This window comes from Rahnella woolbedingensis (genome assembly GCF_003602095.1).
Taxonomy (GTDB): Bacteria; Pseudomonadota; Gammaproteobacteria; order Enterobacterales; family Enterobacteriaceae; genus Rahnella; species Rahnella woolbedingensis.
In genome coordinates, this window is sequence record NZ_RAHH01000048.1 from 1 (window position 1) to 17,584 (window position 17,584).

The 17,584-nt window shown below is 52.9% G+C and carries 14 protein-coding genes and 1 pseudogene; 13 read left to right on the plus strand and 2 right to left on the minus strand.

All coding sequences use genetic code 11. The annotated features are described in order from the left end of the window. Positions 1-115: 115 nt before the first annotated feature. Together blaRAHN and D6C13_RS24205 are read right to left on the minus strand one after the other, a co-directional pair. The gene (gene blaRAHN, locus D6C13_RS24200) at positions 116-1,003 is read right to left on the minus strand and encodes an RAHN family extended-spectrum class A beta-lactamase (RefSeq protein ID WP_120135185.1); all 888 of its coding nucleotides are present in this window, start codon (positions 1,001-1,003) and stop codon (positions 116-118) included. Between the two features lie 125 nt (positions 1,004-1,128). Then, positions 1,129-2,796 carry a methyl-accepting chemotaxis protein gene (locus tag D6C13_RS24205; RefSeq protein ID WP_120135186.1) on the minus strand — a complete coding sequence of 556 codons (1,668 nt, stop codon included), beginning with the start codon at positions 2,794-2,796 and terminating at the stop codon, positions 1,129-1,131. Positions 2,797-3,345: 549 nt separating this feature from the next. Here D6C13_RS24205 and fhuE point away from each other — a divergent pair. The 13 genes and pseudogenes from fhuE to D6C13_RS24270 form a co-directional block, all read left to right on the plus strand. Further along, entirely contained in the window at positions 3,346-5,568 is a 2,223-nt protein-coding gene (gene fhuE / locus D6C13_RS24210) for a ferric-rhodotorulic acid/ferric-coprogen receptor FhuE (RefSeq protein ID WP_120135187.1), read from the plus strand. A 723-nt stretch (positions 5,569-6,291) separates the two neighbouring features. Beyond that, on the plus strand, positions 6,292-7,329 hold the full coding sequence (locus D6C13_RS24215; RefSeq protein ID WP_120135188.1) for a dipeptidase: 1,038 nt from the start codon (positions 6,292-6,294) through the stop codon (positions 7,327-7,329). A gap of 169 nt (positions 7,330-7,498) precedes the next feature. Further along, positions 7,499-7,570, plus strand: coding sequence for a pyrroloquinoline quinone precursor peptide PqqA (gene pqqA, locus D6C13_RS24220; RefSeq protein WP_013578120.1), 72 nt, complete (start codon positions 7,499-7,501; stop codon positions 7,568-7,570). Positions 7,571-7,627: 57 nt separating this feature from the next. Then, complete coding sequence (pqqB, locus tag D6C13_RS24225; RefSeq protein WP_120135189.1) at positions 7,628-8,539, plus strand: pyrroloquinoline quinone biosynthesis protein PqqB; 912 nt, start codon at positions 7,628-7,630, stop codon at positions 8,537-8,539. Between the two features lie 12 nt (positions 8,540-8,551). Then, positions 8,552-9,319 (plus strand): pyrroloquinoline-quinone synthase PqqC, encoded by a 768-nt coding sequence (gene pqqC / locus D6C13_RS24230; protein WP_120135190.1) that lies wholly within the window; start codon positions 8,552-8,554, stop codon positions 9,317-9,319. A 26-nt stretch (positions 9,320-9,345) separates the two neighbouring features. Further along, positions 9,346-9,603 carry a pyrroloquinoline quinone biosynthesis peptide chaperone PqqD gene (gene pqqD / locus D6C13_RS24235; RefSeq protein ID WP_244212785.1) on the plus strand — a complete coding sequence of 86 codons (258 nt, stop codon included), beginning with the start codon at positions 9,346-9,348 and terminating at the stop codon, positions 9,601-9,603. After that, positions 9,590-10,723 carry a pyrroloquinoline quinone biosynthesis protein PqqE gene (gene pqqE / locus D6C13_RS24240; protein ID WP_425272753.1) on the plus strand — a complete coding sequence of 378 codons (1,134 nt, stop codon included), beginning with the start codon at positions 9,590-9,592 and terminating at the stop codon, positions 10,721-10,723. The genes pqqD and pqqE overlap by 14 nt, the downstream gene beginning before the upstream one ends. A 7-nt stretch (positions 10,724-10,730) precedes the next feature. Next, positions 10,731-12,902 carry a pyrroloquinoline quinone biosynthesis protein PqqF gene (gene pqqF / locus D6C13_RS24245; protein ID WP_120135193.1) on the plus strand — a complete coding sequence of 724 codons (2,172 nt, stop codon included), beginning with the start codon at positions 10,731-10,733 and terminating at the stop codon, positions 12,900-12,902. An 84-nt stretch (positions 12,903-12,986) separates the two neighbouring features. Continuing rightward, positions 12,987-14,117 (plus strand): GGDEF domain-containing protein, encoded by a 1,131-nt coding sequence (locus tag D6C13_RS24250; RefSeq protein WP_120135194.1) that lies wholly within the window; start codon positions 12,987-12,989, stop codon positions 14,115-14,117. A 251-nt stretch (positions 14,118-14,368) separates the two neighbouring features. Next, a complete protein-coding gene (locus tag D6C13_RS24255) occupies positions 14,369-16,327 on the plus strand; it encodes a type VI secretion system Vgr family protein (RefSeq protein ID WP_120135195.1) in 1,959 nt (652 codons plus the stop codon). Position 16,328: 1 nt separating this feature from the next. Continuing rightward, positions 16,329-16,721, plus strand: a complete 393-nt coding sequence (locus D6C13_RS24260) for a DUF4123 domain-containing protein (protein ID WP_120135196.1) — start codon at positions 16,329-16,331, stop codon at positions 16,719-16,721. A gap of 176 nt (positions 16,722-16,897) precedes the next feature. After that, entirely contained in the window at positions 16,898-17,332 is a 435-nt protein-coding gene (locus tag D6C13_RS24265; protein WP_120135197.1) for a hypothetical protein, read from the plus strand. 13 nt (positions 17,333-17,345) lie between these two features. Beyond that, positions 17,346-17,584 (plus strand): annotated as a pseudogene (locus D6C13_RS24270) (hypothetical protein); the annotation flags it as partial.

A 17,584-nucleotide genomic window follows, 5' to 3' on the forward strand; every position in this document is an offset into this window, starting at 1 on the left:
AAGGGTCCATGTTGAGCATGAACCCTTTTTACACGAGCCACCGGATCGGTCAACTGATCCTTAAACGATCGGCATTATCCTCGCGGACCCTTTTCTTCGTCTTTCTGGGCGTAAATCAATAACCCTGCGTCACAATTTTCGCCGCACTGGCGAGCACATCACGACGGGATTTCGCATCCTTCTGCGGCTGGGTGAAATACGTCACCAGCACCAGCGGGGCTTTGTTTTCCGGCCAGATCACCGCGATATCGTTGGTGGTGCCGTAATCGCCGCTGCCGGTTTTGTCGCCGACAACCCAGGTCGCCGGTAATCCTGCGCGGATGCTCATCGCGCCGGTGGTGTTCCCCTTCATCCATTCCACCAGCTGTGCGCGCTGCGTTTCAGCCAGCGCAGAGCCCAGTGTGGCATGTTGCAGGCTGAGCGCCATTGCGCGCGGCGTACTGGTATCACGGTCATCGCCCGGAATTGCCGTATTCAGCGTCGGTTCGGTGCGATCCAGACGGAAGGTTTTATCCCCCAGCGTACGCGCATAATCCGTCACTTTGTGTGGCCCGCCGAGGTGTTCGATGAGTTTATTCATGGCCGCATTGTCGCTGTACTGCAAGGCTGCTGCCGCCAGCTCGCCAATCGTCATGCCATCGTTGAGATGCTTTTCGGTGATCGGGTTGTAATTCACCAGATCCGATTTTTTCAGCGCGACATGCTGATCAAGCAAAGCCTTGTTGCTTTCGCTCTCTTTGAGGATCGCCGAAGCGGCCATGAATTTGCTGGTGCTGCACATCGCAAAACGTTCATCGGCGCGATATGCGATCTGCGAGTTATCCGCCGTATCAATCAGCATCACGCCAAGACGTCCGCCGCTGTCTTTTTCCAGCGCCGTCAGTTGTTGCTGAATGGAAGTCATTTTCGTGGCAGTTTGCGCCCATGACACCGCGCTGAATGCGAGCATTGGCACCACAGCCGCCACCATCAGTGCAGTTTTACGCAGGGTATTTTTCATCATCAAAGCCGTCTCCTTTTTATTGGCGCTGCGATTATGGCAAAAAATGATGAAGAAAATAAAAAAACCCGACAAAAGATGTCGGGTTTTGAGAAATCACTCAGAAAATGTCAGAGATGATCTGGGATTCAGAACGTTTCCCAGGAGCCTTCGTCAATTTTGCTTTGCTGCGCCGTCTGCCGGTTTGGCAGCGCCTGAGCTTTAGCCTGTGCGGCCTGACGCACTGCCGCCGTCGCGGAACCTGCGCTGACTTTAAAGATGCTGATGGCCTGCGACAAACGCTCCGCCTGCTCATTGAGAGAATACGCCGCCGACGAGGCTTCCTGAACTAATGCGGCGTTCTGCTGCGTCACTTCGTCCATCTGAGTGATGGCCTTATTGATCTCCTCAATGCCGGTGCTTTGCTCGTTACTGGCAATGGCAATTTCGCCCACAATGTCGGTCAGGTTTTTCACGCTGGATACCACTTCCGCCATCGTTGAACCGGCTTTCGCGACCAGCTGCGTGCCGTTATCCACTTTCGCCACCGAATCGTCGATCAGTACTTTGATCTCTTTTGCAGCACTGGCGGAGCGTTGCGCCAGATTACGCACTTCAGAAGCCACTACCGCAAAGCCGCGCCCCTGTTCACCAGCACGCGCGGCTTCCACCGCAGCATTCAGCGCCAGAATATTGGTCTGGAACGCGATACCGTCAATCACGGCAATGATGTCGACAATTTTGCGGGAAGACGCGTTGATGCCTTCCATGGTATTGACCACTTCACCCACCACTTCGCCACCCTGCACTGCCACGCGGGAAGCCTGTGCCGCCAGCTGATTTGCCTGACGCGCGTTATCGGCATTTTGCTTCACGGTTGCCGTCATCTGTTCCATGGCCGACGCCGTTTCTTCCAGCGAGCTGGCCTGCTGTTCAGTACGCGAAGATAAATCCAGATTTCCTGCCGCGATTTCACCTGAAGCGCTGTTAATCGCGTTGGTGCCCGCACGCACCTCGGTCACAATTTTCAGCAGATTTTCGTTCATGTTTTTCAGCCCCTGCATGAGCTGACCGGTTTCATCGCTGGAAGTCACCTGGATTTGCGTGGTCAGATCCCCTGCCGCGACGTTTTCCGCCACTTTTACGGCAATATGCAGCGGACGGGTAATGGATCGGGTGAGGAAATAACCCAGCGCCGCCGCCACCAGAATTGCCAGCGCGGAGAAAATCAGCGTCAGCTGAATGGCCATATGCCCGTCCGCAACGGCTTTTTTCCCTTCGGCTTGCAACTGCTGATCTTGTGAGTTGGCGAACGCCGTCGCCAGATCCAGAAACGCATTTTGTGAAGTTGTCAGTTTGCGCAGTACATACTCCGTCGCACCGTCCATATCTCCGGCGCGGGTCAGCGCAATCAGCCCATCCTTAGCCGCATCAAAGGTATCGCCCGCATCCTGCAAAGATTTGATTTTTTGTTTGCCAGTCACCGTCGTCTGGATAGCGGCGATTTTATCCATCGCTAAATTAGTCTGTTTAACGGTGTCATCGAGCTGCAAATAACGTTTTTTATTTTGCTCGGGATTTTTGGTATCGATGACAATACCGCGAAGATATTTAATCTGATCGTTTACACCATCACGGACATCAAATGCCAGCCGCACTTTGATATAACGATCACTGACTATTTGTTCGATACTGCTGTTAATACTGCTTATTTTTGTTACTGCCGTGACGCTGACGATGACCAGCAACAGTATCACCAGACTAAATGCCGCACCCAGACGGGCGCCGACACGCATATTGTTGATCGCTCTGAACATTATTTCTCCCTTATTTCCTGGCCAATAAATAAATACAACACGGAACAATTCCAAATATTGATAATTGCATAGCGGAATGACTTTCTTATGTCAGGTGCGAAATAGCTACCCTCTGAAATATTAAATGAAATTATTTATCTCAAATTAAAATTCTGAAATGCGCAAAAAGCATCACAGGATATTTATTGTTCAGAGGGTATATCGGTAAAAATAAGGAGATCTTTAGGGAATAGAATTTTGGGAAAGTGTAAAGAGGAATGACTGATTTTGCTCACTCCCTGGCGCCCCCCCTTCGCGGGGGGAGAAGTACTGCCACCCTTCGCTGTAACGCTTGCAAACTAAGCCAGAGAAAACCTCGACCGTAATATTTATTTACACCAGTAAACTCAATGCGTATTATTCTCATTCGCTTTATTAATCGTGACTGATTCCTCCTTTCCAGCCCTTGTTCCGGGGATTCTGGCGGGATTTTCTCATGCTGATAAAGCCGTATTCATACCAAAATGCAGTGGCCTAAAAAATAATAAAATAACCGTGTGGAGAGTAGTTATGTCAATTTTTTCAGGGAATTACGCCGTCATGAGTGTTAAAGAGAACCATCAAAATAACGCAGGAAAGAAACGTTCACTTTCTGTGATCGCCCTGCTGGTTTCCTCTTCACTGCATTCCGCTTATGCAGCAGATGCCACCGCAAAAACCACCGCTGAAGACACCGTGGTCGTGACCGGCCAGAACGACATCCGCGCTGAAGATACCGCAGCCACCGATTACAGTGTGCCGGTGACCACCGCAGGCACCAAAATGGCGCTGACTGCCCGCGATATCCCCCAGTCCGTCAGTATTATCAGCAAACAGCGCATGCAGGATCAGCAGTTACAATCGCTGGGCGATGTGCTGCGAAACACCACCGGGATCCAGGAAAGCGTCTCAGACCTTGACCGCCGTACCTACTACGCGCGCGGTTTCCTGATCGACAACTACATGGTTGATGGCATTCCGACGACCTTCGATCCGCGCTGGGACATTGGTGATTCCCAGTCCGACACCGCCATTTACGATCGTATTGAAGTCGTGCGCGGCGCGACCGGCCTGATGACCGGCCCGGGCAACCCGTCGGCTTCCGTTAATCAGGTGCGTAAACACGCCGACAGCAAAGAGTTCACCGGCAATGTTTCTGCCACTTACGGCAGCTGGAACAAACAGCGTTATGTCGCGGATCTCTCCACCCCGCTGAATGAATCAGGCAGCGTGCGCGGTCGCCTAGTGACCGGTTATCAGGACAAAAACAGCTATGTAGAGCGCTACGGCGCAACCAAAAAATTCGTCTACGCCACGGTCGATGCAGACCTGACCGACTCCACCCTGCTTTCCGCCGGCTACGAATTCCAGCAAACCAATACCGACAGCCCGACCTGGGGCGGCATGCCGCGCTGGTATCTGGATGGCAGCAAAACAGACTATCGTCGTGGCTTTAACTCGGCACCGGACTGGGCTTACAGCGATAAAGAAACCACAAAACTTTTCACCACGCTGAAACAGACTTTCGATAACGGCTGGCAGGCAACCCTGAACGGCACCCATACCGAATCCCGCATCGATTCCAAAATGATGTATATCGACGGGACGTTCGACAAAACCACCGGCGTCGGTGAATCCGCTTATGCCGGATATCCGGTCGTCGCAGGCACCGGCTATAACACCGGTAAACGTAAAGTCGATGGCGTGGATGCTTTCGCCAGCGGCCCCTATCAGCTGTTTGGCCGTCAGCATGAACTGATGACCGGCGTGAGCTACACCAAACAGCAAAACACCTATTACAGTGCGTTCGCCAATATCTCTACCGAAGAGCTGGGTAACTTCAATGATTTCAACGGGCAGTTCCCGGAAACCGACTGGAACCCGCGTTCTCTGGCCGAAGACGACACTATCCGTCAGAAATCAGCCTATGTGGCGACACGTCTGTCTCTGGCAGACCCGCTGCATCTGATCGTCGGCGCGCGTTACACCAACTGGAACTCGCACACGCTGACCGATCAGATCGAGAAGAACAACATCACGCCATATGCCGGTCTGGTGTTTGACATTAACGATACCTGGTCCACTTACGCCAGCTACACCTCAGTGTTCCAGCCGCAAACTTACCGTGATATCAACGGCGCGTATCTTTCCCCGGTCATCGGTAAAAACTACGAAGCAGGCGTGAAATCTGACTGGTTTAACAGCCGCCTGACCGCTTCCGTTTCTATCTTCCGTGCGGAACTGGACAACGTTGCGCAGAGTACCGGACGTACGATCCCGGGATCGACCGATACCGCTTATGAAGGGAAAAACGGCACCGTCAGCCGCGGTGTGGAATTTGAAGTGAACGGTGCCCTGACCGATAACTGGCAGATGACGTTCGGCGGCACCCGCTACATTGCAGAAGATGAAAACGGTGATGCGGTTAACCCGCAACTGCCGCGTACGCAGCTGAAACTGTTCTCCAGCTACCGTCTGCCGATGTTGCAGGACCTGACCGTCGGTGGCGGCGTGAACTGGCAAACCCACGTGTGGCAGGACGTTCCGGGGCCGAGCGGTAACGGCACCCGTTATGCAGAACAAGGCAGCTACGCGCTGGTCAATCTGTTCAGCCGTTATCAGGTCACTAAACAGCTGGCCGTGCAGGCCAACGTCAACAACCTGTTCGACAAGGAATATGACACCAGCGTGAACCAGTATGTGGTATATGGCGAGCCGCGGAATATGTCGGTGACGGCGAGCTATAGTTTCTGATTTGCTGAGGCCGCAGCAATTGCGGCTTATCACTCGCCGTGAGGTCTGAATCGAGAAAGTTTCGGTTTCTCAAGTGATGCGGTCATATAACGCGCTGCGCCGAAACCGACCAGAGGGGAAAGGCTTTTCCCCTCTGAACTCCCCTCGCTTTTTCAATACGCGCTCCGCTCGCGGGCTATGTTTCAGGTATCTCCGCGACAGGCTGGAAAGCTTGCCGCTGCGCGGTTCCCTTACTCGGGTTTCGAGCCTTTAGTCTCGAACCTCTCGCTCAGCAAGCTTTCTGAAACGCCCGCGCGATCCTAAATTCAAAAACAGAATGTTTTTTTCTTTTAGAAAGGTTTATTGGCGTGCTCAAAAATGGCACCGAATGAACGGTTCGAGACCATAAGCTCGAAGCCTGAAATGAGAGGATCGCGCAGCGATGACATTTTGCGCCACTTACAATAGCCACGAAACATGTCCATCGTCCCAGCGGTAGCGCGCAGTAAAAGAGCCAGGGGGTCTTGGGGGGTGGCGGCGATAGGCCGCCCCCCAAGTCGGTGTGGGCCGACGCCCACGGTCTTGACCTTAAGGCCGGTGTGGGTGGCAACCCGCGGTTTTGGTCTTGGTCTTGACCTGGAAATTGATTTTCAAATCGCCCCCTTTGCACCGATCCATGCAAAAAATCAAAACTTACATAATTCTCCATGTTTCAACATGCTTTTATAAAGTACCATTAACATCATGAACACCATCCCCAATCCTCCTGTCTTTGACGGTCACAACGACCTGTTACTTCGCCTGTGGCTGCACGACGCAGCAGATCCTGCGGCTCTGTTTCTTGATGGCTCGCTCGAAGGGCATCTTGATCTCAGGCGTTGTCGTCTCGGCGGTTTCGCGGGTGGTTTATTTGCGGTTTTCGTACCACCTGATTCGTATATGCCACAACTGAAGCCCAATTCACCGGCTGAACCGCATGACGCATTAGCCATCACGCAGGCGCAAATTTCACTGTTTGAACGCCTTGAAATGCAGTCCTCCGGACGGGTAAAAATCTGCCGGACGGTCGCCGATATTGAGCATTGCATTGCCCGCGGCGTGCTGGCGATGGTGATGCATATCGAAGGGGCGGAAGCCCTCGGTGATGACTTTTCGCGGCTGGATCTGTGGTATGAAAAAGGGTTGCGCAGCATCGGGCCACTGTGGAATTTACCGAATCAGTTTGGTACCGGCGTGAAAGGCGATTTTCCGGGTTCGCCGGATACCGGTGACGGCCTGACGCCCGCCGGACTGGGTTTGCTGCGTGAATGCAACCGCAAAAGGATTCTGTTCGATGTCTCGCACATGAACGAAAAAGCCTTCTGGCAGACGGCAAAATTCAGCGATGCGCCGCTGGTGGCGACGCATTCCAACGTCCATACGCTCTGCCCGCAACCGCGTAATCTGACCGATAAACAGCTGGCGGCGATCGCCGAAAGCGACGGCTTTGTCGGCGTGAATTTCGGCACGGCTTTTTTACGTGCCGATGGAAAACGCAACGGCGACACACCCGTGACCGAAATTGTTAAACATCTTGATAACCTTCTTGGTAAGCTAGGCGAAGAAAATGTCGGTTTTGGTTCGGATTTCGACGGTATCAACGTGCCGGACGCATTAGGTGATGTCGCCGGACTGCCCGTTCTGTTGCAGGCCATGTCTGAAGCGGGATACGGCAGTGCATTGATCGAAAAAATCGCCTGCCGCAACTGGCTGAAAGTATTAAAGCAAACGTGGGGCAGCTAGATTTTGGCCGCCGTTTTGCACTAATCCCTGTGGCTTACAGGGCAATATCGGTTTGTGCTCATCGCAACATTTTCTTAGCCAAACCAGCGATATTTGACAATAAGCCGATCACCTGCCGCAATTAAAGCGGCAGTGAACTTAAAACTGTAATCACCAAGAGGACGTTATCATGTGGACTAAACCTTCTTTCGAAGACCTGCGTTTAGGCTTAGAAGTGACTCTGTACATTTCTAACCGCTAAGCCTTTATGCCCACGGTTCGCTGTGGGCATCTTCCTTCCCTTTCCCCTGGTTCTCACATGCAAATTATCGTACTTGGTTCCGCGGCTGGCGGCGGCTTCCCGCAGTGGAACTGCAATTGCCCCAACTGTCAGGGTGTGCGTAATGGCACCATGAAAACCTCTGCGCGCACGCAATCATCCATTGCCGTCAGCGACAACGGCACCGACTGGGTGCTGTGTAACGCCTCGCCGGACATTTGCCACCAGATTGCCGTCACGCCCGAACTGACCCAACACGGCGTTTTACGCGGCACCGCCATCGGTTCCATCATCCTGACCGACAGCCAGATTGATCACTGCACCGGCCTGCTGAATTTGCGCGAAGGCTGCCCGCATCAGGTGTGGTGTACGCCGGAAGTGCATGAAGACCTGACCACCGGTTTCCCGATTTTTACCATGCTTTCGCACTGGAATGGCGGCCTGCAACACCACGCTATCGAGCCGGAGAATCGCTTCTCCGTGGCCGTGTGCCCGACGCTGAAATTCACTGCCATTCCGTTGCTGAGCAATGCACCACCCTATTCGAAATATCGCGGTAAACCACTGCCCGGGCACAATATTGCGCTGTTTATCGAAGACACAAAAACCGGCACCTCGCTGCTGTACGCGCCGGGTCTGGGCGAGCCGGATGATGAACTGCTGAAGTGGCTGCACAAAGCCGACTGCCTGCTGATTGACGGCACGCTGTGGCAGGACAATGAGCTGGCGACCACCGGCGTCGGGCGCAATACCGGTAAAGACATGGGGCATCTGGCGCTGGCCGAAGAACAGGGGCTGATTGCCCTGCTGTCGTCCCTTCCGGCAGAACGCAAAATTCTCATCCATATTAATAATACCAACCCGATCCTTAATGAATCCTCTGCCGAGCGGCAGGCGCTGACGCAGCAAAATATCGAAGTCAGCCGGGACGGGATGCGCATCGAACTGTAGGTAAACACGATTATGACAACTTCTTCACACCCGGCGTCACCGATGACGCCGCAAGAGTTTGAACAGGCGCTGCGTGCCAAAGGCGCGTTTTACCACATCCATCATCCCTACCATATTGCGATGCATAATGGTCAGGCAACGCGCGAGCAAATTCAGGGCTGGGTGGCGAACCGTTTCTATTATCAGACCAGCATTCCGCTGAAAGACGCGGCGATCATGGCTAACTGTCCGGACTCGCAAACCCGCCGCAAATGGGTGCAGCGTATTCTCGATCACGATGGTCATGACGGCAGTGAAGGCGGTATTGAAGCCTGGCTGCGTCTGGGTGAAGCGGTCGGTCTGGATCGTGATGTACTGCTTTCAGAAGAAAGGGTGCTGCCGGGCGTGCGTTTTGCGGTCGATGCTTACGTTAACTTTGCCCACCGCGCGGTGTGGCAGGAAGCGGCGTGCAGTTCCCTGACCGAACTGTTTGCTCCGCAAATCCATCAGGCGCGTCTCGACACCTGGCCGCAGCACTACAAATGGATTGAGGAAGAAGGTTACGGTTATTTCCGTGGCCGTCTGAGTCAGGCGAACCGCGACGTTGAGCACGGGTTACAACTGGCGCTGGAATACTGCGATACCGTCGAAAAGCAGCAGCGCATGCTGGAAATCCTGCAATTCAAACTCGACATCCTGTGGAGCATGCTCGATTCCATGACCCTGGCTTACGAACTTCACCGCCCGCCGTATCACAGCGTGACGCGACAGGCGGTCTGGCACAAAGGACGACTCCTGTGATCACCATTACCGAACACTACACGCCGATGTTCCGCCGTGGCTATCGCATGCAATTTGAAAAAACGCAGGACTGCCACGTGATTTTGTATCCGGAAGGGATGGCGAGACTTAACGACAGCGCGACGTTTATTTTGCAGCTGGTCGACGGCGAGCGGACGATTGCCAATATCATTGATGAACTGAATACACGCTTTCCGGATGCCGGTGGCGTGAATGATGACGTCAAAGATTTCTTCGCTCAGGCCCATGCACAAAAGTGGATTACCTTCCGTGAACCTGCTTAGACCTGCGGTCAAACCGCCGCTGTGGCTGCTGGCCGAGCTGACTTACCGCTGCCCGCTGCAATGTCCGTATTGCTCGAATCCGCTCGATTTCGCCAAACAGAAAAAAGAGCTGACCACAGCGCAGTGGCTCAAGGTGTTCGAAGAAGCACGCGAAATGGGCGCAGTGCAAATCGGTTTCTCCGGCGGCGAACCGCTGGTGCGTAAAGACCTGCCTGAGCTTATCCGTGCGGCGCGTGATCTGGGTTTCTACACCAACCTGATCACTTCCGGTATTGGGCTGACTGAGAAGAAAATCGATGCTTTTGCCCAGGCGGGTCTGGATCATATTCAGATCAGCTTTCAGGCCAGCGACGAAGAGCTGAACGCGGCTTTGGCCGGTAACGCAAAAGCGTTCCAGCAAAAACTGGCGATGGCCAAAGCGGTGAAAGCCCACGGTTATCCGATGGTGCTGAACTTCGTACTACACCGCCATAACATCGATCAGATCAACAAGATTATCGACCTGAGCATTGAGCTGGAAGCCGATGATGTCGAACTGGCAACCTGTCAGTTTTACGGCTGGGCGCAGCTCAATCGCGAAGGTCTACTGCCGACCCGCGAGCAGATTGCCCGCGCCGAAGACGTGGTGCATCAGTACCGTGAAAAAATGGTCGGAACCGGTAATCTCGCCAATCTGCTGTTTGTAACGCCGGATTATTACGAAGAACGTCCGAAAGGCTGCATGGGCGGCTGGGGTGCGATTTTCCTGAGCGTCACGCCGGAAGGCATGGCGCTGCCGTGCCACAGCGCGCGCCAGCTGCCGGTGGAATTCCCGTCGGTGCTGGAGAACACGTTGCAGGAAATCTGGTACGACTCGTTCGGTTTTAATAAATACCGCGGCTTCGACTGGATGCCGGAACCTTGCCGTTCGTGTTCTGAAAAAGAGAAAGACTTCGGCGGTTGCCGCTGTCAGGCCTTTATGTTGACCGGTAATGCCGACAACGCCGATCCGGTATGCTCCAAATCTGAACATCACGGCATGATCCTGGCCGCCCGCGAACAGGCCAACTGCACCAATATCCAGATCAACCAGCTACAGTTTCGCAACCGCGCGAACTCTCAGCTGATTTTCAAAGGCTGAAACGGCCATGCATTCGCTGACACTGGCGAACGGATTGCGGGTCAATGTTCTCCATGACCCGCAGGCACCCCGCGCTGCCGCACTCATTCATCTGAATGCCGGAAGTCATCATGAGCCGCCGGAATTTCCCGGTCTGGCGCATCTGTTCGAGCACGTGGTGTTTGCCGGAAGTCGTCGGTTTCAGGGGGATGAACGGCTAATGATGTGGGCGCAGGCCGAAGGGGCAAAACTCAACGCCTCTACGCACGCCACATCAACCGCATGGTTTTTCGACATGACACCGGCAAAGTTCGAAGCCGGTCTGGCACGGCTGGTGGATATGCTGGTGCAACCGCTGCTGGCGGAGGATTCGGTCCGGCAGGAAGTGGCGGTCGTCGATGCCGAATACAAAATGCTGACCGGTCACGCTGATTCACTTTGTGATGCGGCGGCGAGTCTGGCGTTCAGCGCCCCGGCGCAGCTGCACGATTTTCACATCGGCAACCGTGCCTCTTTCGGCGAAAATATTCCCGCACTGCAACAGGCGCTGACGCACTATCATCAGCAATGTTTCACCGCAAGCCATCTCACGCTGTGGCTGCAAGGCTCGCAGTCAGCCGATGAACTGACCACCCTGGCAGAATGTTATGGTAATGCATTTGCAACTGACCGCGGTTATCAGCCTGAACGCGCTCAGCCACTCATTCTTGAGCAGAACCGCCATTTTCAGCTGTGTCTTGAAGGTTCGCCACGGCTGCGCTTTTCATTCCCCGTGGCATATTGCCCCGCCCTGACGTTGTTGCGCCAGTTAGTGACGGACGAAGCGCCGGGCAGTTTGCTGGACACACTCCGGACGCTGGCGCTCGCCGATAATGTACGGGTTTCTCTGCCGTATACCTCCGCCAGTGACGCTATTCTCAGCATTGAATTTCTCGCCTGCGACACAACATCTGCTGTGCGCGCCCGCATCGAAACACTGTTCTGCCACTGGCTGCAACAGATCCGTGATTTAAGCACCGGACATCTGCGACATTATGCCGGACTCGCACAACGTGAGTTCTGCCGGTTATCGCCGCTGGATCAGCTGCGCGCGCGAACGCTGGATTTCCCGCCCGCCGCGCAAAATGGCTGGCAGACCTTGCTCGCTGAGTTGCACCCGCAAAACATGACACGGCTGTGGATTGCACCGGATGTTCAGGGACAAAACGTACACGCTCAGGGTTTCAGCCTGCCTGTTGATATCGCAGCGTGGCACCCATCAGGTGACAACGTCACATGCCTGACGTTTAATTTTTACCTTCCGCCCGCTGAAACGTCGTTCAAAACGGAGGAATGTATCCTGACAACCGGCGCGCCGCTGACTGCGTATCAGGCCTGTATCGCCCGCGCCAGCCTGCGCGCCCTTTCTGCACTATCCGCCCATCAGGGCGCTTCACTGGTGTTTACCTGTGTGCAGGGCAACGGAATATTGCAACTGGGCGGGCGGCAGGAATGGGCGACACGCACGCTCGCCACGGCATTTGCGCTGTTGCGTACGCCGTCTGCGGCCGCGCTGGCGCAGGGCGAGCGGCTGTTTGAGCAGGACCAACAGCTGCTTAAATCTGATATCGCAGTCCGAACGCTGCTGGCAAAACTGCCGGAAGTGATCAGCACGTCTGAGAAAAATATCCTGGAATTTCCGACGGCGGGTGACGATGCCGCTGTACTGATGTTCTGTCCGCTGGCGCAAAACACTGCCGGATGTCTGGCTGCGACGCAGATTCTGGCGTCCATTCTCGAACCGAAATTCTTCCAGCAATTTCGCGTCGAAAAGAACATCGGCTACGTGGTGAGCTGTCGTTTCCATCAGACCGCCCGCCAGTCCGGCATTTTGCTTGCATTACAGTCGCCGGTGTTTAACGCGGAAGATTTACTGGTGTATATCGATGCGTTTATCGCGGAAATTCCGGCAATCACTGGTGGTATCTCTGCGCTGGCACTGGAAGAAAAACGCTGCGCACTGCGGGAATCGCTGAGCGTGAAGCCTGCGGACAGGCTGGAATATGCGCGGCAGCAATGGCTTGATGAGTTTGCATTTACGCCGCAAATGAATAAGGCAGCGATTGACGCGACGACCACGAAGTCGCTGATGGATTTTGCCGAGGCAATGAGTGGCTCCGGGTCCCGGACTGGCTGTCGTTTCATCCTTAAAACGCTCTGACCGGACAGTAAACTCCCCGGTGAAGGGGAGATTTGCGTGCCCTCTTCGTCTACACTATCCACGAAGATGATGTTAAGGATAAACATGCAAAAAAACACTCACACGCAGCAAGACACTGCATTTAGCGCCTTGCTGAACCATTATAAAAAGGCGTCATTACGCACGAGCGGGATCTGGTTGCTGATCGCCAATCTTTGTTTTGTACTTTTCCTGTTTGGCCGCGACCAGTTCAGAGTTTTACTTGACCCTCATGCCAAAGTAACCTTCGCCAGTACGACTTTGGATGACCTTTCACTGACCTTCTTTGCATTTTTTATCATTAGTCTGCCGGCTTTACGCTTCATCCGTACCCGTCCTCCGGCTATGGCACTGGCGTTTCTGGTTGGCCTTTACTGGGCTACCGTTTTCCACTTTATGCTGGCCAATGACGCCCAGCAGCAACTGGTATTTCCGCTGTTTTGTATGCTGATTTTTACGGCACTGATTGCGCTCTATCCCACTACGCCGATCCTCTACAGCTTCGTTGCTCCGCTGTGGCTGTCGCTTTTTGTCCATCTGGTCTTTTTGCAGTCGGGCATTCCAATTTTACAGGTAGCAGCGATCCTGATTGCGACTGCGCTGTTTGAAACCGGGCGTATCATGCTGAACCGCTGGTTTGTGCTTTCTGTCCGCCGGGAATGCGATAACAAATTGCTGATGAGTAAACTGGATAATTTAGCGTATAACGATCCGCTGACCGGCGTGGCTAACCGCCGCCAGCTGGATAACCAGCTCGAAGAACTGATCACGCAGACCGACCTTCAGGGCGGAACGCTTTCACTGATCATGATTGACGTGGATTTTTTCAAAAAATACAACGACCATTATGGACATCAGGCCGGTGACAGCTGCCTTATCAGCATCGCAGACTGCTTCAAACAAGTGGTCCGCCAGCCAACGGACTTGATCGCACGCTACGGCGGCGAAGAGTTTGTCGTACTGTTGCCAAATGCCGTCACGAGCGACGCCGAAGTGGTGGCATCACGTATCAAGAAAAGTGTTGAAAAAGCCGCCATTCCACACGCGTTATCGCAGGTTTCAGAAACCGTAACGGTCAGTCAGGGCATCATGCAATGGGCGCCCGGAATGACGTCGCTGGAATTGCTCAAACGTGCAGACAGTGCCCTGTATCAGGCTAAACATGCAGGACGAAACGGGTATTGCGTGGGGGAATAAAAATTGTTCGGGCAGCGGCTTACAATTAACCCGCTGCCCGCAAAATTTTTCCCCCTTCCCTTTATCCCGCACGGCCCAACACCCAATTTTCCCTTCTGTGATCTACTTCCCTTTTCTTAATCATCAACAGATCTACCCTCTCACACCTTAATCATATCTATATGATTTTATTGTATTTATATAAATTATGAATCAACAATAAAATCGCTTTCGGATAAATGAATCCACCTGACAGTTAAAGGATTAACACTATGGCGGTTAACGGAACCCGCTTCACTTTTGCCGCAGGCAGCGTGTCACGCGAAACCTTTGCTGTGGTTAGTTTTCATCTTTCGCAGGCTTATTCCGAACTGTTTACCCTGAATATCACCCTCGCCAGCAGCGATCCGGCTATCGGCTTTGAGAAGATAGTGGATGAAATGGCGACCCTGACCCTCTGGCAGGGCGACGAAATAAAACGCCGTGTCCGAGGCATCGTGACGTTTTGTGAACAGGGTGATACCGGAAAACATCAGACACTGTATCGCCTCATCGTCCGGCCCTTCTTCTGGCGCAGCTCTCAGCGGCGCAACTGCCGCAGTTTTCAGAATCTCAACATTGAAGGAATTCTGGAACCTTTGCTCAGAGAAATGGGGATCTTTAAATATGAAACCCTGTTCCGTGCTGCGCACGACTGGCGTGAGTTTTGTGTGCAGTTTATGGAAAGTGATTATGAGTTTATTTCGCGACTGATGGCTGAAGAAGGGATCTTCTTTTTTGAGGAAGAATTCCTCAAGGCCAACGATCAAAAGCTGACGTTTGCCGATAACTGCACCACGACGACCAATATGGGCGCGTTGCCCTACAACCCGAACGCCGCATCTGAGGCAGCGACATATTGCATAAACCATTTTCGTCGCAGCGTGCAGATCCGCCCTTCTAAAGTGATCACTCAGGATTACACCTTCACCGCGCCCAACTGGCCGGCACAGTATCAGGATCGCCCGTCAAAGATGGCGTATCAGCACGCGGTTTACGACGTGTACGACTATCCGGGGCGCTTCAAAGATGAACAGCATGGTGAAGATTTTGCTAAATACCAGATTGAAGGCTGGCGCAATAACGCTGATTTTGTGGTCGGCAGCAGCAATTCTCCTCAGTTGCAGCCGAGTGTGAGCTTTAATCTGACTGACCATCCACGTGACGACCTGAATGCCCAATGGCAGGTGGTAGCTGTTGATATTTACGGTGACCAGCCGCAGGCGGTGATCGGTAATGAAGGCCAGGGTACGACTCTGCACACTGATTTTCAGGCTATCCCGTCCACGCAAACCTGGCGTCCGACGCCACTTCCCAAACCCCGCATCGACGGGCCACAAATCGCGATTGTCACCGGCCCGCCGGGAGAGGAAATCTTCTGCGATGAGCACGGGCGCGTGCGGGTGAAATTCGCCTGGGATCGTTACAACAAAGCAGACAGTTACAGCTCCTGCTGGATACGCGTTTCGCAGGCATGGGCGGGTACCGGCTTTGGTAATATCGCCATTCCGCGCGTGGGGCAGGAAGTGATTGTCGATTTCCTCAACGGCGACCCGGACCAGCCGATCATCACCGGGCGCACCTATCACGCCAGCAATCGTGCACCAGGCGATCTTCCGGGCACTAAAACACAGATGGCGATCCGCTCGCAAACCTATAAAGGCAGCGGCTACAACGAACTGCTGTTTGAAGATGCAACTCGTCAGGAACTCCTGTCGCTGCACGCGCAGAAAGATATGCAGGTGAAAGTACTGAACAGCAAAGACGTTCGGGTTAATTACGACCGGACGGTCAGCATTGGTCATGACGAATCACTGGTAGTGGCGAACGACAGAAAAATCACTGTTGAAGGTAAGCAGGACCACAAAACGACGAAAGATTTTGTGAGCCTGACAGAAGGCAATCAGCATCTTGAAGTTAAAGGCGATCTGGCCGAGAAGATTGCCGGTGCGTTAGGAATAAGCGTTAAAGGCGATATCGTCCTGCAAAGCAACAGCAAAATCAGTTTATGCGTGGGGAGTTCATTCATTGGGATCCACTCCGCAGGTGTGGATATCAAAGGCGTTAAGATCAATCTGAACAGCGGAGGAAGTCCGGGCGAGGTTATTTTGCCAATGCGCCCGATGATACTCAAAGCCGCTGCGGGCGAAGGCTCAGTTTTCGTCTCGCATTGCCCAATGGGGGATAAATAATATGGCCTCTCTGCGCTATGTGATCATAGAGGGTGCAGTGGAGAATGAACTGCTGCCCTTTCTGGCAGAACATACTCCGCCAAACTGTTGCTTATATTCTCCCCCTGTTCAGCCAGAAATTCTGGCACTGGCACCCTATCTGGTGCAGGTCACGGCGGAAGTTGAAGAGTGGCTGAAATTCAAAACGTCTCCGTGGGGCATCACGTTATATTCACAAGAAAATATCCACCCGCTCTTGCAGCATCTTCGCCACTATCTGTGGGCAAAAATTCCGGATCAGGATAAGCCCGCATTGATGCGTTTCTATGACCCAAGGATCATCTGGAGCCTGTTAACCGTCTTTACACCGCGACAACGCAGCGTTTTTATACATCCGATAGGCTTTGTTGAATAAATAGATTTTATGCTGGTCATTCATGAAACCGACCAATTCCCATTACGTAAAATCATGCAGTTATACAACATGCTGGGTCACGAAATCTGGAGGAGTAAGCGTTTTCCGCCAAAACAGGCATGGTCTAACAGCATGATTCCCTATTATTCAACAAAGCCCATCCGATAAGTAAAATAATGACGGACTTTGAAGGTATCCATCTGGAAGAGAGCTTTGAGTCAACCGCAGACCAGAATATAACGTCAGAAATAGGGATGCTGATAATAGACCCAATCCAGTACAAAAAACTAAACCGGCTTACGCAAATCAACTATACGAAAAGATTGGCAGATTATATTCAGGATTATTATATAGCAGAGAATATAAACCCAACGCCTGATAAGGAAACGCTCTACCATCGCGCTGAGGATTATCTCTTTTTTTGCCACTCATTCGAGATTATTGATACCCGCTCGGTTCGTGGCATCACTCTGCTTTTTCTAAAAAAAGGCATCGATGACAGCAATAATACACCTGAAGAATGGGAAGAAGTGTTGAGTGTTCAGGATCAGTCCATCTATTACCGGGTTGAAAAATTGTTATTAAAGGAACTGGGATATATCCCTGAGTAAGGAAACTAAAATCATGGCGTCACCCTCATCAACAGCAGGAAAAGCGTGTGCCGAATGTGGCATGCCAGAGCCCTGCCTTCATAAAATCGATGCTGACTTTCCCAAGCAAAATGAGAAGCATACCTGGCCGGTCGAAAATCCTGTCCAGTTCACCTTACTTGACGATGGAACAGGTGCGGAAGGAACGATCACTATTACCAGTAAATGCAGCAAAAGTGGTTGCCCTAAAGCTGAATTGAAAGAAAAAGAACA